Below are 20,752 nucleotides of genomic sequence, written 5' to 3' on the forward strand. Positions count from 1 at the left end.
GCGCGGCCGACGGTCTCGGCATGCTCGTCGAGCAGGCGGCCGAAGCGTTCGCGGTGTGGCGCGGCGTGCGGCCGTCGACCGATGCCGTGCGAACCGCCTTGCGCGCCCGGCTCGCAGCGAAAGGTTGACGTTGCCGATGGCTGCGCCGCGACGCGCTTCGCGCACGACTCGCTATCGCCGCTGGGGGGCGTGGCAGTGGACAGCCTACGTTGTCACGTTGGTCTTCGTGGGCGTGCTTGCCACGCAGCTCTATTACTTCGTGCAGATTGGCTGGTGGGTGCGTTTCGATCCGTCGTCGACGGCGTTTATGCGCGCGGCCGCCGCGCGATTGCATGAAACGGATCCGAAGGCGACGCTCAAGCACCAATGGGTGCCTTACGACCAGATTTCGCGACATCTGAAGCGCGCCATCATCGCGAGCGAGGACGCGAACTTCGTCAATCACGATGGCTTCGAGATCGACGCGATGCTCGGCGCATGGGAGAAGAATCAGAAGAAGGGGCGCATCGTTGCGGGCGGCTCGACCCTCTCCCAGCAACTGGCGAAGAATCTGTTCCTGTCGAGCGAGCGAAGTTACCTGCGCAAGGCCGAAGAATTGAGCATCACGTGGATGCTCGAGTTCTGGATGACGAAGCAGCGGATCTTCGAGATCTATCTCAATTCGGTGGAGTGGGGCGAGGGCGTGTTCGGCGCCGAAGCTGCGGCACGGCACTACTACGGCATTCCGGCCTCGAAGCTCTCCGCTTGGCAGGCGGCGCGGCTGGCGGTGATGTTGCCGCGTCCGCGCTACTTCGATGCCCATCGCAATTCGCCGTACCTTGCGCAACGCGCCGGCGTGATCGCGCGTCGCATGGGGGCGGCGGAGTTGCCACAATAGGCGGATAGCCCCCCGCGCGTGGACTGTCGCACGACGAGCACGCGCGGGCGTGTGTGGGGCTAGTGTCGCGAGGGGGCCGCGTCCGGTATCGGCTGTGCTGGCACGTGCATGACAGTGCGCGTCGGATACGGGAGTGAGCAACCCACGGCCTCGACCGTCTCCTTGACGCCGCGCTGGAGGTCCCAATAGAGGCCCCAGTAGTTACCCAGCAATGACCATACCCGCACGTTCACAATCACGGCGTTGTCGCTGACCTGCTTGACCATGATTTCCGGTGCCGGCTTGTCGAGCACTCGCGCGTCTTCTGCCACGTGGGCGCGCAGTGCCGTCATGGCGGCATCGAGATCGTCGTCGAGCGCGATGCCCACGGTGACCTCCATACGACGCGTGGCGTTGCGGCTGAAGTTCGTGATCGGCTGGCCCCAGATCTGGTTGTTCGGCACGCAGACGTAGATGCCGTCAGCATTTGTGAGCGTGGTGGTGAACAGGCCGATTTCATCGACGGTGCCGGCCACCGACGCGCCGGCCGTAATGTAGTCGCCGTTGCGGAACGGGCGCAGCACCAGCAGCATCGTACCCGCCGCAATATTCTGCAACGTGCCTTGCAGGGCCAGCCCGATGGCCAGGCCTGCCGCGCCGAGCACCGCGATGATGCTGGCGGTCTGCACACCGAATTGAGCGAGCACGGCAACGAGCGTGATGATGCGCACCGACCAGAGCGCGATCGACTCGATGAGCGGTTTGAGCGTTGCGTCGAAGTGGGGCGAACGGCTCAACGTTCGGTGTACGAAGCGCGCCAGTCGCTTCGCGATCCAGAAGCCGATCAACAGAATCAACACGGCCTGTACGAGCGACAGACCGTAGCGGACGGCGTTGGCCGCGAGAAAGCCCATCACGGCGTCGAAGGACGCGAGCGGGGGGGTAACCTCAGTCATATGGGGGTTCTCCGTGTTGATGGGGGCCCGAGAGCACCGATATCAAGATTGACGCGAAGCGCGCGGATTGGTTCGACCGGCGCGCGGAGCAGGTAAAATGTCGGCCTTGCTGGAAGGAATCAGTCTCGAATCACCCGCCGTCGGAATACCGCCGCCGGAACCCCGCCGGAACCCCGTCATGACATTCACCGAAGTACTTAACGCGGCCTGGACGCGCAACAATTCTCTGCTTTGCGTGGGCCTGGATCCCGAGCCGTCGCGCATTCCTGCGCATCTGCAAGCGCAGCCGGACGCGATTTTCGAGTTCTGCCGCCAGATTGTGGATGCTACCGCCCCCTACGCGTGTGCATTCAAGCCGCAGATCGCCTATTTCGCTGCGCATCGCGCCGAGGAGCAGCTCGAACGGCTGATCGCCCATATCCACGCCGATCATCCGGGCCTGCCAGTGATTCTGGACGCCAAGCGTGGTGACATCGGCAGCACCGCCGAGCAGTATGCGCGCGAAGCGTTCGAGCGCTATCGTGCCGACGCCGTGACGGTGAATCCCTATATGGGCTTCGATTCGCTGGAGCCGTATCTGGCGCATGCCGAGAAGGGCGTCGTCGTGCTGTGCCGTACGTCGAACCCGGGCGGCAGCGAGCTGCAATTCCTCGATATCGATGGCAAGCCGCTGTATCAGACGGTGGCGCGCCTGGCCGCGGGGCCGTGGAATACGAGCGGGCAGATCAGCCTGGTGGTGGGTGCGACGTTCCCGGCAGAAATCGCTGCCGTGCGCAGCATCGTCGGCGACATGCCGCTGCTGATTCCCGGCGTGGGCGCTCAGGGCGGGGACGTCGAAGCGACGGTCAAAGCCGGTCGCACCGCGAACGGGACGGGCATGATGATCAACTCGTCGCGTGCCATCATCTACGCCGGTCGCGACGAGCACTTCGCCGCGGCGGCTGCCGCCGCTGCGCAAAACACGCGCGACAGCATCAACGCCTATCGCTGATCGGTCCGCGTGCCGATGCGCGGATCGTCGTCAAACGTCGCAGGGCGGCGCGACGATTACGTCTCGGCCTGGTCGAGGAATTCGATGACGCCGCGCAGCGCGTGCTGTGCGGCCTGACTGCGCACCTGTGTGCGATCGCCCTTGAAGCGCTTCGTCTCGACGAGGGTCGTGACGCGGTTGCTCCACGCGAAGCACACCATACCCACCGGTTTTTCGGGCGACCCGCCGCCCGGGCCGGCCACGCCGGTGATCGACAGCGAGATCTGTGCACGACTGTTCAGCAGTGCGCCTTCGGCCATCGCACGTGCCACCGGTTCGCTCACGGCACCGTGTTTGTCGATCAATTCAGGCGGAACGCCGATCATTTCGGACTTGGCTTGGTTCGAATACGTCACGAAGCCACGCTCGAACCATTGGCTGCTACCGGAAACGTCGGTGATTGCTGCCGCAACGAGGCCGCCGGTGCATGACTCGGCCGTGGTCAGCATCAGGCGTTCGTCACGCAGACGATTGCCGACTTTGACCGACAGTTGGGCCAGAAGATTTTGTTCGGAGACCACGGGACGACGCCTTCAATAAGTCAATGCAACGAATAGGTCACGGGTATCGGTGCGCGTACCCGCGGGAACGGCGCCAGCGAGGCACCCGTCATGATGCGGCTTGCGCCATCGCGCGGCGGCAAGCCCGGTCGATCAGATCGAGCGCCACAGCGCAATGACGAGCAGCGTGCAAAAGGCGGCGACGAGATCGTCCAGCATGATGCCGAGGCCACCCTTGACCGTGCGGTCGAAATATCGGATCGGCGGCGGCTTGACGGCGTCGAAGAATCGGAACAGCACGAAGGCCACCAATTGGCCGACAAAGCTCGCCGGCGTAATGAGCAGCAGCACGATCCAGAACGCGACAATCTCGTCCCAGACGACGGGGCTCGGATCCGATGTGCCAAGCTTGCGCGCTGTGTAGGCGCAGATCCAGATGCCGCCAACGATGGACGCGACGATCAGCACGCCCCATCCCGTGACCGTCAGGTACAGATTGAGCACCAGATACGATGCCCATCCGAAAAGCGTGCCCACGGTGCCCGGCGCGAACGCCGACAGGCCCGTGCCAAAGCCGAGCGAAAAGAGGTGGGCAGGGTGCGACAGCAGGAACCGCGAGTTCGGCCGGCGCGGGCCGCTGCCCGAGTTGACGGCGGCCGGTTGATCAGTGCTCATTGGAAATGGTCGAAACTTTTGAAATCGGCAGCGACGGACGCGCCAGTCTTGTCCTGGAGGTGCAGCCGGGCGAGGCGCGCGTCGGGAAGCGCTATTGTACCGATACGCGTGAGGCGTATGCCGAGTTCGTTGCCGATCGCCTCGATATGCGGCCGTTGCGCACGGTCGGCGCAGAAGCCCAGTTGATAGTCGTCGCCGCCCGCCAGCGCACACATTCTCTGAATCGCCGGCGTTTGCGCGGCCAGCAGGTCGGAGCACGGTACATCGTCGACGTTCACCGTCGCGCTCACACCGGAGCGCTCCAGGATATGGCCGAGGTCGCCCAGCAGCCCATCGGAGATGTCGAGGGCGGCGCGCGCCACGCCGCGCAGCGCCAGTCCGAGCGTCACCTGCGGCTCGGGCCAGTCCAGCGCGCGGCGCGCGAGGGCGAGATCGACGTCCGACAAGGTCCATTCCCCACGTATCGCACCGAGCGCCAGCCGGGCATCGCCGAGGGTGCCGGAGACCCAGATGTCGTCGCCGGGCTGCGCGGCATCGCGGCGCAACGCCTGGGCGCCGGGCACACTGCCGAAGACGGTCACACAAAGATTGCGTGGGCCGCGCGTGGTGTCGCCGCCGACAAGCGGGCAGGCGTAACGGTCGGCCAACGCCGACAGGCCCTCGGCAAAGGGCGCGAGCCAGGCCGGGTCGCTGTCGGGCAGGGCAATCGCCAATGTGAAGCCCATGGGCCGCGCGCCCATGGCCGCGAGATCCGACAGATTGACGGCAAGGGTCTTGTGACCGAGCGCGCGCGGGTCGACGTCGGCAAAAAAGTGGCGGCCCTCCACGAGCATGTCGGTCGAAATCGCGAGCTGCTCGCCGGTGGGGGGACGCAGCAACGCGCAGTCGTCTCCGATGCCGAGCGTCACATGCTCGCCCGGCCGGGTAGCGTGGGCGAAGAAGCGGTCGATCAGCGAGAACTCGGACAGCGGTGGAGTTGAGGCAGACGTCAGGGTCATGAGCAACGGCGCGGTTGCCCGCCTTGACCGGGCGCATCGCGTTGCGGGACCACTCCGGTGCAACGCGTGACGCCAGGGAGCATTAGGCGGTGGGCAATAAGTAAAGGGCTGCGGTGATGCACAGGCAAGCCCCTATTCTAAGAGGCGACCCGGGCTTTCCCAAGCGAACAAAGCACGGACGCCCGGAATTCAGACGGATTCCCATGCCCGTCTCGGATCCCCCCCACGGGGCTAGACGTCCGTGGTCCGAAAAGGCGGGCGATGGTGCAGCGCAGCGTTGAAATCGCCAGGAATTTTGGCCACTATCGGCGGGGAAGCCGTACCGCGCAGGTGCAGCCCCTATTCGCTTTTTGCATAAGTGGCGTGAATAAATGGGGCTACAATTTGCACTGAAAATCCGACCCCATTTTGTTCGTCAAGAGCCTCCCCTCATGCCCACGCCGATCGATCCGAAACTGCGCGAAGCTGCGCTCGAGTATCACGAATTCCCCACGCCCGGCAAAATCGCCATCGCGCCGACCAAGCAGTTGCTCAACCAGCGCGATCTGGCGCTGGCGTATTCGCCGGGCGTTGCCGCCGCGTGTGAGGAGATCGTCGTCGACCCGCTCAATGCATCGCGCTACACGGCGCGCGGCAATCTGGTCGGCGTGATCACGAACGGCACGGCCGTGCTGGGTCTGGGTGATATCGGCCCGCTGGCATCCAAGCCGGTGATGGAAGGCAAGGGCGTGTTGTTCAAGAAATTCGCCAATATCGACGTGTTCGATATCGAAATCGACGAGAAAGACCCCGAAAAGCTCGTCGACATCATTGCGGCGCTGGAGCCGACCTTCGGCGCCATCAACCTCGAAGATATCAAGGCGCCCGAGTGCTTCATCGTGGAGCGCAAGTTGCGCGAGCGCATGAAGATTCCGGTCTTCCACGACGATCAGCACGGCACGGCCATTGTGGTGGCCGCGGCGCTGATCAACGGCCTGAAGGTCGTCGGCAAGGATCTGAAGTCCGTGAAGGTGGTGACGTCCGGCGCGGGCGCTGCCGCGCTTGCGTGCCTGGACCTGCTCGTCGACATGGGGCTGTCCATCGAGAACATCTGGGTGACGGACCTGGCGGGGGTGGTGTACGAGGGCCGCACCGAATTGATGGATCCGGAGAAAATCCGGTTCTCGCAAAAGACCGATGCGCGCGGGCTGGCCGACGTGATTGGCGGCGCCGATGTGTTCCTTGGGCTGTCGGCTGCCGGCGTGCTGAAGCCGGAAATGGTCAAGACGATGGCCGACAAACCGCTGATCTTCGCGCTGGCCAACCCGAATCCAGAGATCACACCGGAACTTGCGAAGGAAGTGCGTCCGGATTGCGTGATGGCGACGGGCCGCACCGATTACCCGAATCAGGTCAACAACGTCCTTTGCTTTCCGTTCATCTTCCGCGGTGCGATCGATGTTGGCGCCACGACGATCACGCGCTCGATGGAAATCGCGGCGGTGAATGCGCTGGCGGAATTGGCGCGTCAGGAGCAGAGCGATATCGTGGCGTCGGCCTACGGGATCAAAAACCTGTCGTTCGGCCCCGACTATCTGATTCCGAAACCGTTCGATCCGCGTCTGCTGGTCAAGGTCGCGACCGCGGTGGCCGAAGCGGCGATGGCCGCCGGTGTCGCCACGCGTCCCCTCGCGGATGTGGATGCCTATGCGCAATCGCTCCAGCAGTTCGTGTACCACAGCGGCGGTCTGATGAAGCCGCTGTTCTCTGTTGCGCGCAGCGTGCCTGCGAACATGAAACGCATTGCGTTTGCCGAGGGCGAAGAGGAGCGCGTGCTGCGTGCCGTACAGGTGCTTGTGGATGAACGTGTCGCCACGCCGATCCTGGTGGGGCGCCCGGCCGTGATCGAGCACCGCGTGCAGCAATATGGCCTGCGCCTGACACCGGGTGTCGACTTCACCGTCGTGAACCCGGAGCACGACGAGCGCTATCGCGATTACTGGGAAACGTATCACCAGCTGACCAACCGCAAGGGCGTGACGGCGTCTTATGCGCGCGTCGAGATGCGTCGCCGCACGACCCTGATTGCCGCCATGTTGGTGCGCAAGGGCGAAGCGGACGGTATGATTTGCGGCACGGTGTCGACGCCGGGCCGTCATCTGCACTTCATCGATCGCGTGATCGGCAAGCGGGCCGGGGGCCATGTCTATGCGGCGATGAACGCCCTGATTTTGCCGAACCGGCAGATTTTCCTGGTCGATACGCACATCAATCAGGATCCGAGCGCAGAGGAACTGGCCGAAATCACGCTGATGGCCGCCGAGGAGATTCGCCGCTTCGGTATCCAGCCGAAGGTGGCCTTGTTGTCGCATTCGAACTTCGGTACCAGCGACGCCGCGTGCGCCCGCAAGATGCGCGAAACGCTGGCAATCCTGCAGGAACGTGCGCCCGATCTGGAAGTTGACGGCGAAATGCACGGCGACTGCGCACTAGACCCGGAACTGCGCGCACGCATCATGCCGGAATCGACGCTGACCGGTGCTGCGAACCTGCTCATCATGCCGAATATCGACGCCGCGAACATTGCGTACAATCTGCTCAAGACGGCGGCGGGCAATAACGTGGCGATCGGGCCAATCCTGCTGGGCGCTGCCAAGCCGGTGCATATCCTGACCGAGTCGGCCACGGTGCGACGCATCATCAACATGGTGGCGCTGGTGGTGGCCGATGCGGCGGCGCAACAACAGGCGCGTTGACGTCTGGCGAGCGCGCGGCGGTTCGCCACCGTTCGACACATGTTAACGACAAATCGCCGCCCCCTTTTGGGGGCGGCGATTTGCATTCCGGCGAGACATTTTGCACGCTCACACCGTCATGTGTGCGCTCACTCTCTTTAAAATCCTTTATTTTCAATAATTTGTCGCGTTGTTTCGTTGCAAAATGTAAGCCGACATTGATTCTCTGGACCAATAGCGATAACCTTACGGCTTCAACCACCAGAACAAGCCCGCGGCGCAATACGACGTCGGGCGACAGGCTAGCTATGACCATGGCACGTTGGCTTCACCGGAGCATCGTGGCGCTGACGGCGGCTGGTAGTGTGTTTCTGTGGTCCAATGCTGTGGCGCGCGAAACCGCGCCATACGTCACGGGTTCAACGGTCACAGTGTCCGTTGCCGAGTTGCCTCGCGAAGCGCAGCGCACGCTGACGCTGATTGCCCAGGGCGGGCCGTTCCCCTACGCCAAAGACGGCGTTGTGTTCGGGAACTACGAAAAGCAGCTGCCCAAAATGCGGCGTGGCTATTACCATGAATACACGGTGCCGACCCCCGGTGCCCGCAATCGGGGCGCCAGGCGCATCATCTGTGGCGGGGACCAGCGGGCGGTCGATCCTTGTTACTACACACAAGATCACTACAACAGCTTTAGACGCATAAGGGAATGACAGCAGTATGAGTGAGCCGGTTTTCGCACAGGAACGCGGGAAAGATCGTATGGCAGATCCATTCGGTGCGGGCGAGGGCAACTTGTTCAAGCAGGTGCTGGGCCTGCATGCTGTCGCGCGGGCCGGCCGCCGCCATACCTTATCGGAAGAGGGAGATATGAGTCTTTTCAAGACCGTCAGGCCGAATATCGTGCAGTCGATCCGCGCATTCCGCGTGCCGGAATTGGCCGCAGAGGCCGAGCGACTCGGGCAGCACTTCCTCTACGCCAATTGTTCGCAGGCGCAGAGCAAGGCCGAGGTGCTGGAGACGATCGCCACGTCGTTCCTGTTTCCCAAGCATTTCGGAAAGAATTACGACGCCTTGCACGATTGTTTGACCGATCTGGTGCATCACGCAGGCCCGCAGCCTGGTTTTGTCGTCGTGCTCGAGGGATTGCCGGTGGCGACGAAGTTCGATAAGGACGGTCGCGAAACCCTGCTGGACGTGTTCCGCGATGCCGCCGAGTTCTGGGCTGAGCGTCGTATCACGTTCCGCGTCTTTTACTCGTTTGCCTGACGGACCACCAAGCGAATCGTCGGTGAGTGACCTCGGAAACATCGTCTGACGTCACCGGTCTCGCCCCGACGCGAACATGCGTCACGTCAACCTCACGAAAAAGGTCCGCATTGCGGACCTTTTTACGTTTTCAGCCGGCGATTATCGGATTCCTGGATGGCCTTGCCTCAGCCGGTCCGTCCACCGAGGAATTGCTGGGCGAGGCTTGCCAGGTCGAGATGGCCTTGCGGTAGATCACCGTTCGGTGTGAGGTGATTGACTACCTCGGGCAGCAGCGACGACAGTTGCTGTGCGGCCTCATCCGGGCTGACGCCCGCCGAATCGGCCAGTTGCTGCAGATGTCCTCCCGGGCCAAGCGCCTGGGCCACCTGATCGGCCGACACTGGCTGATTGCTGCCGGTGCCGACCCACGAGCGCATCGCATCGCCCAGGCCGCCATTTTCCAGCACCTGCGTCAGTCCGCCCAGTCCGCCGAGCGCGCCCACCAAGTCGCCAGGGGACGTCGCGGGGTTGCCGGCGGCATCCTGCTGCGGCGCTTGTCCTCCGCCCAGCAGCCCGCCCAGCAAACCGCCAAGACCGCCGGCACCACCGCCGCCCGCCGCCGCACCGCCCAGCATCCCGCTGAGTGCGCCCCCCAACGAGCCAATCAGGTCGCCGCCCTGACCGCCCTGTGCCTGCGCGTTGCCGGAACGGTTGGCGATCATCGCCAGCAAACCCATCAGCAGCAACATCTTGGTATTGCCGCCGCTACCGCTACCGCCATCGGCCGAATTGCCAGAAATGCCGCCGAGAATGGAATCCAGGATACCCATGGGATGACTCCTTTAGGCTTGTGAAGCCAATGTGCAAATCGTCGGGGCTTACCAACCGCCCCAGCGCGCGGCCAATGCCGCGAGGACCGCGATACCCGCCGTTTCCGTTCGCAAGATGCGTTCGCCCAGGCGAATCGCCGTAAAACCGGCCTCCCGCGCGAGGGATTCTTCGTGCGGTGCCAGTCCGCCTTCCGGGCCGAACAGCAAAACGCCTGGCTGAGACGGTGCGTGCAGCGGCAGCGAGTCGAAACCGCTGTCCGCTCTGGGTGACAATAGCACACGCCATCCGTCGTCTGTCACCGCGCCTTGCTCGCGCAGCCAAGCGCCGATCGGGCGAATCGGCAGGACGCGTGGCACGCGATTTCGGCCGCATTGCTCGCAAGCGGCCTGTGCCAGCGCCTGCCAATGCGCAACGCGCTTCGCCGCACGTTCCCCGTCGAGCCGGATCACCGAGCGTTCGGTGATCAGCGGCTGAATGTCCGCCACGCCTAGCTCGATGGCCTTTTCTATCAGCCAGTCCATCTTGTCGCCGCCGGCGATGCCCTGTGCCAGGGTGACGCGGTACGGCGTCTCCACCTCGCGCGCCTCCCGTTCGCCGAGTTGCGCCGTGGCGTGGCGCTTTTCCAGCGTCGTGAGCACGGCCGGATATTGGCCGCCCGTGCCGTCGAAAAGCGTGAGCGCATCGCCGATCTTCAGGCGCAGTACCTGAGCGTGACGCACCACCGTCTCGGGAAGATCAAGCAGCGCGCCGGCGTGCAGCGGCACATCGATAAAGAAGCGAGGCATACGGACGGGAGTCGAAAGGGCGCGGTCGGGCGTGGCGCCGGGGACAGAAGCATACCCCAACGTCAGAGGGAGAAGCGGCTCAGCTTCGCGGAGCGACGGGGCGGGCGAAGCCCCAGCGATAGCCGTCCGGGTCTTCCAGTTGGCAAAAGCGGTCGCCCCAGAATTGGTCGCTGGGAGGCGTTAGCCCCTTCGCGCCGGCGGCGGTCGCCTGCGCGTATAGTGCATCGACGTCTTCCGTATAGACATAGAAGCTCTGCGACGCCTCCACACCGGAGGTGCGCGGCGTGCGCGCGGTGCTCGCGAACGCGCCCTCGGGGGCGAACATCACGATCAATTGCCCTTGATAAAACATTTCGACGTGCATGACGATGCCGTCGTCGTTCACCATGTCATGCACCGAGAAGCCGAACGCCTGCGCATAGAACGTCGCCGCCGCCTTGGCGTCGCGCACGGTCAGGTAGGGCGTCAACCACGGCACATGGGCGGGGCGGGGATCGGGCATGACGGTGCTCCGGTATGAGCGTCGGCTGTGGGTAAAGCAGTCTCGTCCTGACGCACGAATACGCGAACGGTCCGCCGCCAACGGTTGCGATGAGTTTTCAATATACAAGGAATGCGGGCTTGATTCACTTGCGTCGCGTCATCTCGTCGTCGCGCGGTTGGTTATCGATCGCCGAGCACGGCCATCAGTTCCGGCGGGATGTCGAAAAGCGCGGCACGCCGGGCCGGCGCATAGTGGCGCAGGGATTCTCGCGATAGCAGAGCCTGCGTGGCCGCGGTTGCATCGCTGCCACGCACGTCGAGCGAATCGCTGGCGAACGCGAGCGCCCACAACGTGCCGTACAGCGGCACATACGTGGTTATCGGTTGGACAAATTTGAACACCGAGCGCAGGGCATCAAGCATGCGCGCGACTTGATCGGCCTCGAACCATGGCGCCCCGAGTTGCAGGGCGATAGCGCCGCGTGGGCCGAGTAACGCGCGGAGTTTGGCAAAGAAAGGCGCGCCGTGCAGCGTGGCCGCTTCGCCGTCAGCGTCGGTCAGGTCGAAAATCACGGCGTCGAACGCTTCTCCGCGAGCCAGCGCGGCGTCGACGAGATCCCGGGCGTCGCCGATGACAAGCGTGGTGCGCGGATCGTCGAATGCGCCGTCCGCCAACGTCGGCATGTACTTCAGGATCGTCGCAGGCACCTGGGCATCGAGTTCGGCGACGACAACCTCGCGCACGCTCGCGTGACGCAAGGCTTCGCGCGCCGAGCCGCCATCCCCCCCGCCAAGCACCAACACACGCTGGGCGTTCTCGTGTGCAAGCAAGAGCGGATGCACCATGCATTCGTGGCAGATATGCGCATCGGCGAGCGAAGCCATGAACCGGCCGTCGAGTCGATACGCTCGCCCAAGTGCCCCGAACGCAGGCAAATCCATGACCTCGATGCGCTGATAGGCCGATGTGGCGGCGAATACCGGGCGCGCGGCGAACGTATAACCGGCCCAAGGCCCGAGCGGCGCCGTGCACGGGCGCAATGCGGCGGTCGATGGGTCGTCGCTGAGGTCACGTTTGGCGTGCATTGGCGAGGCAACTTCCTCTAATGGGTGGCGATCATGCCTGTTCTTTGCATGATTCCACGTTCCCGTCATTTGGGGAAGTTCGCCGCGAGCGACCCGGGCAACGGCCGTATCTGGTAAAATCTTGGACTTTATTCCGCATTCGAATTTCGCGCGGCAGCTCGCGGCAACGGGGGCACGCCCGCTCTTCCGGCTGTTCACCATGACGAACTCCTCTTCTGCTACGCCTGCGCTGATGGCCTCTGCCATTCGCGTCCTCTCCATGGACGCGGTCCAACAGGCCAACTCCGGTCACCCTGGCGCGCCGATGGGCATGGCCGATATCGCGGTCGCTCTCTGGGGCCGTCACCTCAAGCACAACCCCGTCAACCCGCATTGGTTCGATCGCGACCGCTTCGTGCTGTCGAATGGCCACGGCTCGATGCTCATCTATTCGTTGCTGCATCTGACGGGCTATGACTTGCCGATCGAAGAGCTCAAGCACTTCCGCCAACTGCACAGCAAGACGCCGGGGCACCCCGAAGTGGGCGTCACGCCGGGCATCGAGACGACCACGGGCCCGCTGGGTCAGGGCATCACCAACGCGGTGGGTTTCGCGCTGGCCGAGGCCCTGCTCGCCAAGGAATTCAACCGCCCGGGCAACGATATCGTCGACCACTACACGTACGCGTTCCTCGGCGACGGCTGTCTGATGGAAGGCATCTCGCATGAAGCGTGTTCGCTCGCGGGAACGCTGCGTCTGAACAAGCTCATTGCGCTGTACGACGATAACGGTATCTCGATCGATGGCGACGTCGAATACTGGTTTGCCGACGACACACCGAAGCGCTTCGAAGCCTACGGCTGGAACGTGATTCGCGACATCGACGGCCACGATGTCGACGCGGTCGACGCCGCCATCGCCCAGGCCAAGACCTCGGATCGTCCGACGCTGATCTGCTGCAAGACGCTGATCGGCAAGGGCGCGCCGAACAAGCAGGGCGGTCACGATGTGCATGGTGCGCCGTTGGGCGCCGACGAAATCGCCGCCACGCGCGCGTCGCTCGGTTGGCACCTGCCGCCGTTCGAGCTGCCGGCCGATGTCTACACCGCATGGGATGCCAAGGTAGCCGGTCAGCGTGCCGAAGGCGAATGGAACGAGCGCTTTGCCGCCTACCGCAGCCAGTTCCCGGCAGAGGCTGCCGAATTTGAGCGTCGCATGAAGGGTGAGCTGCCCGGCGACTTCAAGTCGGCCGCCGCCGCGTTCATCGCCAAGACCAACGAGAAGGGCGAGACGGTCGCCACGCGCAAGGCCTCGCAGCTTGCGATCGAAGGTCTGGCCGCCGTACTGCCGGAGTTCCTGGGGGGCTCGGCCGACCTGACCGGCTCGAACCTCACGAATTGGAAGGCCAGCAAGGCGGTGCGCGCCAACGCGGAAGGCGTGCAGTTTGGCAATCACATCAACTACGGCGTGCGCGAGTTCGGCATGAGCGCCATCATGAACGGCATGGCGCTGCATGGCGGCTACATCCCGTTCGGTGGAACGTTCCTGACGTTCTCGGACTACAGCCGCAATGCGCTGCGTATGGCGGCGCTGATGAAGCTGCGCTCGATCTTCGTGTTCACGCACGACTCGATCGGCCTGGGTGAAGACGGTCCGACGCACCAGTCCGTCGAGCACGTCTCGAGCCTGCGCCTGATCCCGCAGATGGACGTGTGGCGTCCCTGCGATACGACGGAGACGGCAGTCGCCTGGGTGGCGGCCGTCGAACGTCACGATGGTCCGTCGAGCCTGGTGCTCAGCCGTCAGAACCTGCCGTTCGTCTCGCGTGACGATGCGCAGATTGCCGATATCCGTCGCGGTGGCTATGTGCTGCGCGACGTGGCGAATCCGCAGATCGTGCTGATCGCGACCGGCTCGGAAATCGAGCTGGCGCTCAAGGGCGCCGAGGCGTTGGCTGCCGAGGGCATCGCGGCGCGTGTCGTGTCGATGCCGTCGGCCAACGTATTCGACCGTCAGGACAAGGCGTATCGCGAGCGCGTGCTGCCGCGCGGTGTGTCGCGCGTGGCGATCGAAGCCGGCGTGACGGCGTATTGGCATAAGTACGTCGGCCTGGAAGGCGGCGTGGTCGGCATCGACACCTTCGGCGAGTCGGCCCCGGCCGGCGTGCTGTTCAAACACTTCGGCTTCACCGTCGACCACGTGGTCGCGACGGTCAAGTCCGTGCTTGGCTGATTTCGTTAGACCTTACGGAGAAACCCCCATGACCATTCGCGTCGCTATCAACGGCTACGGCCGTATCGGCCGCAACGTGCTGCGTGCCCATTATGAAGGTGGTAAGAAGCACGACATCGAAATCGTCGCCATCAACGATCTCGGCAATGCGCAGACGAACGCTCACCTGACGCAATACGATACGGCGCACGGCAAGTTCCCGGGCACGGTGTCGGTCGACGGCGATTTCATGATCGTCAACGGCGACAAGATTCGCGTGCTGGCCAACCGCAACCCGGCCGAACTGCCGTGGGGCGAGCTGGGCGTGGATGTCGTGCTTGAGTGCACGGGCTTCTTCACGACGAAGGAAAAGGCCGGCGCTCACCTGAAGGGCGGCGCGAAGAAGGTCATTATCTCGGCGCCGGGCGGCAAGGATGTCGACGCCACGATCGTGTTCGGCGTGAACGAAGGCGTGCTCAAGTCGACCGACACGGTCATCTCGAACGCATCGTGCACCACGAACTGCCTGGCGCCGCTGGTCAAGCCGCTGCACGAGAAAATCGGTCTGGAAACGGGTCTGATGACGACGGTGCACGCCTACACCAACGACCAGGTGCTGACGGACGTCTATCACGAAGACCTGCGTCGCGCGCGCTCGGCCACGATGAGCATGATCCCGACCAAGACGGGCGCCGCGTCGGCCGTCGGTCTGGTGTTGCCGGAACTCAATGGCAAGCTCGACGGTTACGCCATTCGCGTTCCGACGATCAACGTGTCGATCGTCGACCTGTCGTTCGTTGCCAAGCGCGACACGACGGTTGACGAAGTCAACGCGATTCTGAAGGAAGCAGCCGAGGGGTCGCTCAAGGCCATCGCAACGTACAACACGGCACCGCTGGTGTCGGTCGACTTCAACCACAACCCGGCCTCGTCGAACTTCGACGGTACACTGACCAAGGTGTCGGGCCGCCTCGTGAAGGTCGGCTCGTGGTACGACAACGAGTGGGGCTTCTCGAACCGCATGCTCGACACGACCGTTGCACTCATGTCGGCAAAGTAATCGCGTTTGACGTCCAGTCGTAAAAAAGCCGCTGTCGTGAGACAGCGGCTTTTTCGTTGGTGCGCTACGTCGTGAGGGATGCCGGTGTTTAGGCGATAACCGCAGCTATTTCGGGCTGCGCGTACCCATCCGCAACGCTTAATGCGCTGGCACCATGGTGGTGGCATCGATTGCAGTCTCTCATCGCTGCTTACGGGGTGTTTGCCGACGATGCGTAGCCGTGCTCAGCGCTTCAAGACCCGAAGCTAGGGGGAATCCCATAATGTCTTCATCAGAAGACATTATGCCAAAACAACGCTTAATTCTTTTGACGATGCGGGCAGGGGTTTTTCGTGCAGCTCCCGTACATCGCGAGCGAGTGGTCCTGGAGCGCGAAGCCACGTTCCTTGGCGATCATTTTCTGGCGGCGTTCGATCTCGGCGTCGAAGAACTCTTCGACTCGCCCGCAGTCGAGGCACACGAGGTGATCGTGGTGGTGGCCTTCGTTGAGCTCGAAAACGGCCTTGCCGGACTCAAAGTTGCTGCGCGACAATAGGCCCGCTTGCTCGAACTGCGTCAGGACACGGTACACCGTGGCCAGACCGATATCGAGGTTTTCGTTGAGCAGATGACGATAGACGTCTTCGGCGGTTAAATGGTGCACCTCGCTCTCGCTGTTCTGGAAAATCTCCAGAATTTTGAGGCGCGGAAGCGTGGCTTTCAGTCCGATATTTTTCAGATCGGCGGGATTCGGCATCGCTCTACGTCCCTAGAGTACAATACAGCCGCAATAATAATGCCTTTTTGCCTTGCCCGGGCGCAAACCAGGGCAATCGGGACGGTTTGTGCCGTCAACGGGGGCGATGTGGCGGCGCGCCCGGCGTGCCGGATTCAAGGTCGATTTTTTTGAAAGCGAGTCAGATTTGCGTCGTTATCTCTCCCTTCCGCTCTCCGTCTGCGCTGCAGCGGCATTCCTGGCCCTGGCCGGTTGCTCGACGTATGACAGCGTGACCGACAAAGTGATCGGCGTGGTCACGCCGTATCGAATCAACATCGTTCAAGGCAACTTCGTCTCGAAAGAGGCCTATGAGCAGCTCAAAGCCGGCATGACGCGCGATCAGGTCCGTCAACTGCTCGGCACGCCGCTGCTCACGGACATCTTCCACGCGAATCGCTGGGACTATGTCTTCTATTTCAAGCGCGGCAATGCGTCGGTGGTTCAGGAGCGTCACCTGAAGGTGTACTTCGACGGCGACACGCTGGCGCGCTGGGAAGGCGGAGAAAATCTGCCGACCGAATATCAGTTGGTGCGGGAAATCGATGGTCAGAAGGGCAAGACCGTAAAGACGGACGCCTCGGCCCCGTCGACGGCGAGTGCCGCGACCGCGGAGACTGCCGCGCCCGCCGCGTCCGACGTCGCGGCCGTGTCGACCGCTGCGGCGGCTACCGCTTCCGAACCGGCCCCTGCGTCCAACGCACAGTCCACCGCTGGCGACAGCGCTTCGGGCAGTGCGACGACGGCCACGGGCACGGGGCTTGTCCCGTCGCCGCGGGTGACTTCCGGCGGTGGCCTGTTCTCGATGCCCAAGTAAGCTGTCTGAAGAGTCAAGAATTCCATGATGAAGATTGCGATTGCTGGCGCCTCCGGCCGTATGGGCCGGATGCTGATTGAAACCGTACTGGCCACCGACGACGCCGAATTGGTCGGTGCGCTCGACCGCGAGGACAGCCCGGCGCTGGGACACGACGCCGGCGCCTTTCTGGGGCGCGAGACGGGTGTCAACATCACCGCCGATCTCGATGTCGCGCTCGCCAACGCACAATATCTGATCGACTTCACGCGTCCCGAAGGCACGCTGGCGCATCTGGCTGCCGCCGAAAAGCACGGTGTCAAGATGATCATCGGCACGACCGGATTCTCGGAAGCCGACAAGGCGCGTCTGGCGGCGGGTGCCGAGCGCGTGGCCGTGGTGTTTGCGCCGAACATGAGCGTGGGTGTGAATGCCACGTTCAAGCTGCTCGAAGTCGCGGCGAAGATTTTGAGCACGGGCTACGACATCGAGATTATCGAAGCGCATCACCGCCATAAGGTCGATGCCCCGTCGGGCACGGCGCTGCGCATGGGTGAAGTCGTGGCCGACGCATTGGGCCGCGATCTGAAGGAATGCGCCATCTACGGCCGCGAAGGCGTGACCGGCGAGCGCGATCCGTCGACCATCGGTTTCGCGACCGTGCGCGGCGGCGATATCGTGGGCGATCACACGGTGCTGTTTGCCGGCATCGGTGAGCGCATCGAGATCACGCACAAGTCGTCGAGCCGTCTGTCGTATGCGCAAGGCTCGCTGCGTGCTGCCCGTTTCCTCGCGCAACACAACACGGGCCTGTTCGATATGCAGGACGTTTTGGGCCTGCGCTGATTCAGCCCTTGCCGGCGTGCGGCGCGCGGGTGGCCCGCCGAGGTGGCGCATGAGAGGGCAGACGGTGCGCCAGCCGGCACCGGACGCCGACATCAAAGACGCACGCCGCCACGGATCGCATGACGCATCGGGCGGCACCCACGCCAAGGCGGCCTCCAGGCCGCATCTGCTCTCCACCGTCGCGCCGAATCCGTTGCCGTCGGCGTTATAATCATCGTTTTCCCCGGATTTGCCCCCAAACGCTTGCGTGCTGCGCGCCCTTTGCCGCGCACCGGCGGGGCCGAAGCCGAGCCGAATCCTACCCGCCGACCCATCATGCAAGAAAAATACGTTCCCGCCGACGTCGAAGCCTCCGCCCAGTCTCATTGGCAGGCCATCGATGCCTACAAGACCACCGAGCGCGCGGACAAACAGAAATTCTATTGCGTCTCGATGCTGCCGTATCCGTCGGGCAAGCTGCATATGGGCCACGTGCGCAACTACACCATCAACGACGTGATGTATCGTCAGATGCGCATGCGTGGGTACAACGTGCTGATGCCGATGGGGTGGGACGCCTTCGGCATGCCGGCTGAAAATGCGGCAATGGCCAACGGCGTGCCGCCGGCCAAGTGGACGTACGACAACATTGCGTACATGAAGAAGCAGATGCAGGCGATGGGTCTGGCGATCGATTGGTCGCGCGAAGTCGCCACCTGCAAGCCGGACTATTACCGCTGGAACCAGTGGCTGTTCCTGAAGATGCTCGAGAAGGGCGTTGTCTACCTGAAGACCGGCACGGTGAACTGGGACCCGATCGATCAGACCGTGCTCGCCAACGAGCAGGTGATCGACGGTCGAGGCTGGCGCTCGGGTGCGCTCATCGAGAAGCGCGAAATCCCGATGTATTACATGCGCATCACCGAATACGCCGACGAACTGCTCGGCGACCTGGACGACCTCGGCTGGCCCGAGCGCGTGAAGGTGATGCAGCAGAACTGGATCGGCAAGAGCTTTGGCGTGAACTTCGGCTTCCCGTACGAGCTGGACGGCGAGCACAAACTGCTGCGCGTGTTCACTACGCGTGCCGACACGATCATGGGCGTGACTTTCTGCGCAATCGCCGCCGAGCATCCGCTGGCAACGCGTCTGGCCGCCGATCGTCCCGACCTGCAGGCGTTCATCGCCGAATGCAAGCAGGGTGGCGTGGCCGAAGCAGACATCGCCACGATGGAAAAGAAAGGCATGCCGACGGGCTTTTTCGTCACGCATCCGCTGACCGGCGAGAAGGTCGAGGTGTGGATCGGCAACTACGTGCTGATGGGGTACGGCGAGGGCGCGGTGATGGGCGTTCCGGCCCACGACGAGCGTGACTTCGCGTTTGCGCGCAAGTATGACCTGCCGATCAAGCAGGTTGTCGCGGTGGCCGGCGAGACCTATTCGACGCAAGCCTGGCAGGCCTGGTACGGCGACAAGGAAAATGGCACGCTGGTCAACAGCGGCAAATATGACGGCCTGGCCTTTGCGGCCGCCGTCGACGCCATCGCCGCGGATCTCAAGGCGCAGGGTGCAGGCGACAAGCAGGTCACGTTCCGTCTGCGCGACTGGGGGATTTCGCGCCAGCGTTACTGGGGCACGCCGATTCCGATCATTCACTGCGCGTCGTGCGGCGCGGTGCCGGTTCCCGAAAAGGACCTGCCGGTCGTGTTGCCCGAAGACCTCGTGCCGGACGGCACCGGCAACCCGCTGGCCAAGTCGGAGGCGTTCCTCAAGTGCGATTGCCCGAAGTGCGGCAAGCCGGCGCGCCGCGAGACCGACACGATGGACACGTTCGTGGACTCGTCGTGGTATTTCTCGCGCTATGCCTGCCCGGACGCCGACACCATGGTCGACGCGCGCACCGATTACTGGATGCCGATGGATCAGTACATCGGCGGCATCGAGCACGCGATTCTCCACTTGCTGTATTCGCGCTTCTGGACCAAGGTGATGCGCGATCTGGGTTTGGTGAGTTTCAAGGAGCCGGCGCAGAACCTGCTCACGCAGGGTATGGTGCTCAACGAGACGTACTATCGTGAGGATGCCGCGGGCAAGAAGACGTGGTTCAACCCGCTCGACGTGCAAGTGCAGTTCGACGACAAGGGCCGTCCGGTCAGTGCAACGTCGAAGGCTGACGGTGCGGACGTGACGCTCGGCGGCATCGAGAAGATGTCGAAATCCAAGAACAACGGCGTGGATCCGCAGTCGCTGATCGATCAGCATGGCGCCGATACAGCGCGTCTGTTCGTGATGTTCGCGGCACCGCCCGAACAGCAACTCGAATGGTCGGGGGCGGGTGTGGAAGGCGCGAGCCGCTTCCTGCGCCGCCTGTGGGGCTTCGGCCAGTCGCAGGCCGCGCTGCTGCGTCAGGCGGACGCCGCCATCGATACGGCGAACCCGGCGGCCAAGGCGCTGCGTCTCGAGATTCATGGCGTGCTCAAGCAGGCCAACTACGACTATCAGCGTGTGCAGTACAACACGGTCGTGTCCGCGGCGATGAAGATGCTCAACGCCATCGAGAGCGACAAGGGGGCGGCGGGCGCCGGAGCGGTGCGCGAGTGCTACGGCATTCTGCTGCGTGTGCTGTATCCGGTGGTGCCGCACGTCACCCACGGCTTGTGGGTCGAGTTGGGCTACGCGGCGCAACAGGGCGATCTGCTCGATGCGCCGTGGCCGGAAGTCGACGCCGCCGCGCTGGTGCAGGACGAGATCGAACTCGTGCTGCAGGTGGCGGGTAAGGTGCGTGGCGCCGTGCGCGTGGCGAAGGACGCTTCGCGCGAGGCCATCGAGCAAGCCGCGCTGGCGCACGAAATGACCGCCAAGTTCGGCGAAGGCAAGCCGGTGAAGAAGGTCATCGTTGTACCGGGCCGACTTGTGAACGTAGTGCTCTGAGGTGGCCGTTGCGGCCGCCGATCGATGAATTGA

Annotated in this window: 19 protein-coding genes and 1 pseudogene; 11 read left to right on the top strand and 9 right to left on the bottom strand. The window is 63.5% G+C overall.

Annotation, left to right across the window (positions count from 1 at the left end; all coding sequences use genetic code 11):
- Both aroE and mtgA read left to right on the top strand, forming a co-directional pair.
- A pseudogene (gene aroE / locus A985_RS28020) lies at nucleotides 1–128 on the top strand (shikimate dehydrogenase); the annotation flags it as partial.
- An 8-nt stretch (nucleotides 129–136) separates the two neighbouring features.
- A complete protein-coding gene (mtgA, locus tag A985_RS0101955; RefSeq protein ID WP_017231745.1) occupies nucleotides 137–877 on the top strand; it encodes a monofunctional biosynthetic peptidoglycan transglycosylase in 741 nt (246 codons plus the stop codon).
- 59 nt (nucleotides 878–936) lie between these two features.
- On the opposite strand, the gene A985_RS0101960 is transcribed toward mtgA, so the two are convergent.
- Complete coding sequence (locus A985_RS0101960; RefSeq protein WP_017231746.1) at nucleotides 937–1,812, bottom strand: mechanosensitive ion channel family protein; 876 nt, start codon at nucleotides 1,810–1,812, stop codon at nucleotides 937–939.
- A gap of 178 nt (nucleotides 1,813–1,990) precedes the next feature.
- Here A985_RS0101960 and pyrF point away from each other — a divergent pair, with 178 nt between their 5' ends.
- The gene (gene pyrF, locus A985_RS0101965) at nucleotides 1,991–2,803 is read left to right on the top strand and encodes an orotidine-5'-phosphate decarboxylase (protein WP_017231747.1); all 813 of its coding nucleotides are present in this window, start codon (nucleotides 1,991–1,993) and stop codon (nucleotides 2,801–2,803) included.
- Nucleotides 2,804–2,859: 56 nt separating this feature from the next.
- Here the strand turns inward: pyrF and A985_RS0101970 are convergent, their stop codons facing one another.
- The 3 genes from A985_RS0101970 to thiL all read right to left on the bottom strand — a co-directional run bounded on the left by A985_RS0101970 (nucleotide 2,860) and on the right by thiL (nucleotide 5,015).
- Nucleotides 2,860–3,363 carry a CinA family protein gene (locus A985_RS0101970; RefSeq protein ID WP_017231748.1) on the bottom strand — a complete coding sequence of 168 codons (504 nt, stop codon included), beginning with the start codon at nucleotides 3,361–3,363 and terminating at the stop codon, nucleotides 2,860–2,862.
- Nucleotides 3,364–3,495: 132 nt separating this feature from the next.
- Nucleotides 3,496–4,017, bottom strand: a complete 522-nt coding sequence (locus A985_RS0101975) for a phosphatidylglycerophosphatase A (RefSeq protein WP_017231749.1) — start codon at nucleotides 4,015–4,017, stop codon at nucleotides 3,496–3,498.
- Entirely contained in the window at nucleotides 4,014–5,015 is a 1,002-nt protein-coding gene (gene thiL / locus A985_RS0101980; protein ID WP_017231750.1) for a thiamine-phosphate kinase, read from the bottom strand. Before thiL ends, A985_RS0101975 begins: the two co-directional genes overlap by 4 nt.
- Nucleotides 5,016–5,446: 431 nt before the next feature.
- On the opposite strand from thiL, the gene A985_RS0101985 reads away from it, so the two are divergent.
- The 3 genes from A985_RS0101985 to A985_RS0101995 all read left to right on the top strand — a co-directional run bounded on the left by A985_RS0101985 (nucleotide 5,447) and on the right by A985_RS0101995 (nucleotide 8,995).
- On the top strand, nucleotides 5,447–7,750 hold the full coding sequence (locus A985_RS0101985) for an NADP-dependent malic enzyme (protein WP_017231751.1): 2,304 nt from the start codon (nucleotides 5,447–5,449) through the stop codon (nucleotides 7,748–7,750).
- Nucleotides 7,751–8,043: 293 nt separating this feature from the next.
- Entirely contained in the window at nucleotides 8,044–8,439 is a 396-nt protein-coding gene (locus A985_RS0101990; protein WP_026131556.1) for a ribonuclease domain-containing protein, read from the top strand.
- Nucleotides 8,440–8,488: 49 nt separating this feature from the next.
- The gene (locus A985_RS0101995; protein WP_017231753.1) at nucleotides 8,489–8,995 is read left to right on the top strand and encodes a barstar family protein; all 507 of its coding nucleotides are present in this window, start codon (nucleotides 8,489–8,491) and stop codon (nucleotides 8,993–8,995) included.
- 167 nt (nucleotides 8,996–9,162) lie between these two features.
- On the opposite strand, the gene A985_RS0102000 is transcribed toward A985_RS0101995, so the two are convergent.
- From A985_RS0102000 to A985_RS0102015, 4 genes are all read right to left on the bottom strand, one after another.
- Nucleotides 9,163–9,807: a YidB family protein gene (locus A985_RS0102000; RefSeq protein ID WP_017231754.1), complete on the bottom strand. Its 645-nt coding sequence runs from the start codon at nucleotides 9,805–9,807 to the stop codon at nucleotides 9,163–9,165.
- Between the two features lie 48 nt (nucleotides 9,808–9,855).
- Nucleotides 9,856–10,593, bottom strand: a complete 738-nt coding sequence (locus A985_RS0102005; protein WP_017231755.1) for a 16S rRNA (uracil(1498)-N(3))-methyltransferase — start codon at nucleotides 10,591–10,593, stop codon at nucleotides 9,856–9,858.
- Nucleotides 10,594–10,672: 79 nt separating this feature from the next.
- Nucleotides 10,673–11,095 carry a glyoxalase/bleomycin resistance/extradiol dioxygenase family protein gene (locus tag A985_RS0102010; protein WP_017231756.1) on the bottom strand — a complete coding sequence of 141 codons (423 nt, stop codon included), beginning with the start codon at nucleotides 11,093–11,095 and terminating at the stop codon, nucleotides 10,673–10,675.
- Nucleotides 11,096–11,256: 161 nt separating this feature from the next.
- The gene (locus A985_RS0102015) at nucleotides 11,257–12,162 is read right to left on the bottom strand and encodes a hypothetical protein (protein WP_017231757.1); all 906 of its coding nucleotides are present in this window, start codon (nucleotides 12,160–12,162) and stop codon (nucleotides 11,257–11,259) included.
- A 199-nt stretch (nucleotides 12,163–12,361) separates the two neighbouring features.
- Between A985_RS0102015 and tkt the strand changes: the two genes are divergently transcribed.
- Together tkt and gap are read left to right on the top strand one after the other, a co-directional pair.
- Entirely contained in the window at nucleotides 12,362–14,374 is a 2,013-nt protein-coding gene (gene tkt, locus A985_RS0102020) for a transketolase (protein WP_051060048.1), read from the top strand.
- Nucleotides 14,375–14,402: 28 nt separating this feature from the next.
- The gene (gap, locus tag A985_RS0102025; RefSeq protein WP_017231759.1) at nucleotides 14,403–15,413 is read left to right on the top strand and encodes a type I glyceraldehyde-3-phosphate dehydrogenase; all 1,011 of its coding nucleotides are present in this window, start codon (nucleotides 14,403–14,405) and stop codon (nucleotides 15,411–15,413) included.
- Between the two features lie 298 nt (nucleotides 15,414–15,711).
- Here gap and fur read toward each other — a convergent pair whose 3' ends face one another.
- Nucleotides 15,712–16,149, bottom strand: coding sequence for a ferric iron uptake transcriptional regulator (gene fur, locus A985_RS0102030; protein ID WP_017231760.1), 438 nt, complete (start codon nucleotides 16,147–16,149; stop codon nucleotides 15,712–15,714).
- A 166-nt stretch (nucleotides 16,150–16,315) separates the two neighbouring features.
- Here fur and A985_RS23855 point away from each other — a divergent pair, with 166 nt between their 5' ends.
- The 3 genes from A985_RS23855 (at nucleotide 16,316) to leuS (ending at nucleotide 20,719) form a co-directional block, all read left to right on the top strand.
- The gene (locus A985_RS23855) at nucleotides 16,316–16,984 is read left to right on the top strand and encodes an outer membrane protein assembly factor BamE (protein ID WP_232424486.1); all 669 of its coding nucleotides are present in this window, start codon (nucleotides 16,316–16,318) and stop codon (nucleotides 16,982–16,984) included.
- Between the two features lie 27 nt (nucleotides 16,985–17,011).
- Nucleotides 17,012–17,809: a 4-hydroxy-tetrahydrodipicolinate reductase gene (gene dapB / locus A985_RS0102040; RefSeq protein WP_026131560.1), complete on the top strand. Its 798-nt coding sequence runs from the start codon at nucleotides 17,012–17,014 to the stop codon at nucleotides 17,807–17,809.
- Nucleotides 17,810–18,124: 315 nt separating this feature from the next.
- Complete coding sequence (leuS, locus tag A985_RS0102050) at nucleotides 18,125–20,719, top strand: leucine--tRNA ligase (RefSeq protein WP_017231764.1); 2,595 nt, start codon at nucleotides 18,125–18,127, stop codon at nucleotides 20,717–20,719.
- Nucleotides 20,720–20,752: the final 33 nt, after the last annotated feature.

The sequence above is a fragment of the Pandoraea sp. B-6 genome (assembly GCF_000282835.1).
Classification (GTDB): Bacteria; Pseudomonadota; Gammaproteobacteria; order Burkholderiales; family Burkholderiaceae; genus Pandoraea; species Pandoraea cepalis.

Bases quoted from the DNA above. Each gene is read 5' to 3' on its own strand.
- A985_RS0101960 (WP_017231746.1), bottom strand. From the start codon at position 1,812: ATGACTGAGGTTACCCCCCCGCTCGCGTCCTTCGACGCCGTGATGGGC.
- thiL (WP_017231750.1), bottom strand. From the start codon at position 5,015: ATGACCCTGACGTCTGCCTCAACTCCACCGCTGTCCGAGTTCTCGCTG.
- A985_RS0101990 (WP_026131556.1), top strand. From the start codon at position 8,044: ATGGCACGTTGGCTTCACCGGAGCATCGTGGCGCTGACGGCGGCTGGT.
- mtgA (WP_017231745.1), top strand. From the start codon at position 137: ATGGCTGCGCCGCGACGCGCTTCGCGCACGACTCGCTATCGCCGCTGG.
- pyrF (WP_017231747.1), top strand. From the start codon at position 1,991: ATGACATTCACCGAAGTACTTAACGCGGCCTGGACGCGCAACAATTCT.
- A985_RS0101995 (WP_017231753.1), top strand. From the start codon at position 8,489: ATGGCAGATCCATTCGGTGCGGGCGAGGGCAACTTGTTCAAGCAGGTG.
- A985_RS0102010 (WP_017231756.1), bottom strand. From the start codon at position 11,095: ATGCCCGATCCCCGCCCCGCCCATGTGCCGTGGTTGACGCCCTACCTG.
- fur (WP_017231760.1), bottom strand. From the start codon at position 16,149: ATGCCGAATCCCGCCGATCTGAAAAATATCGGACTGAAAGCCACGCTT.
- dapB (WP_026131560.1), top strand. From the start codon at position 17,012: ATGAAGATTGCGATTGCTGGCGCCTCCGGCCGTATGGGCCGGATGCTG.
- leuS (WP_017231764.1), top strand. From the start codon at position 18,125: ATGCAAGAAAAATACGTTCCCGCCGACGTCGAAGCCTCCGCCCAGTCT.
- gap (WP_017231759.1), top strand. From the start codon at position 14,403: ATGACCATTCGCGTCGCTATCAACGGCTACGGCCGTATCGGCCGCAAC.
- A985_RS0101985 (WP_017231751.1), top strand. From the start codon at position 5,447: ATGCCCACGCCGATCGATCCGAAACTGCGCGAAGCTGCGCTCGAGTAT.
- A985_RS0102005 (WP_017231755.1), bottom strand. From the start codon at position 10,593: ATGCCTCGCTTCTTTATCGATGTGCCGCTGCACGCCGGCGCGCTGCTT.
- A985_RS0102000 (WP_017231754.1), bottom strand. From the start codon at position 9,807: ATGGGTATCCTGGATTCCATTCTCGGCGGCATTTCTGGCAATTCGGCC.
- A985_RS0101975 (WP_017231749.1), bottom strand. From the start codon at position 4,017: ATGAGCACTGATCAACCGGCCGCCGTCAACTCGGGCAGCGGCCCGCGC.
- tkt (WP_051060048.1), top strand. From the start codon at position 12,362: ATGACGAACTCCTCTTCTGCTACGCCTGCGCTGATGGCCTCTGCCATT.
- A985_RS0102015 (WP_017231757.1), bottom strand. From the start codon at position 12,162: ATGCACGCCAAACGTGACCTCAGCGACGACCCATCGACCGCCGCATTG.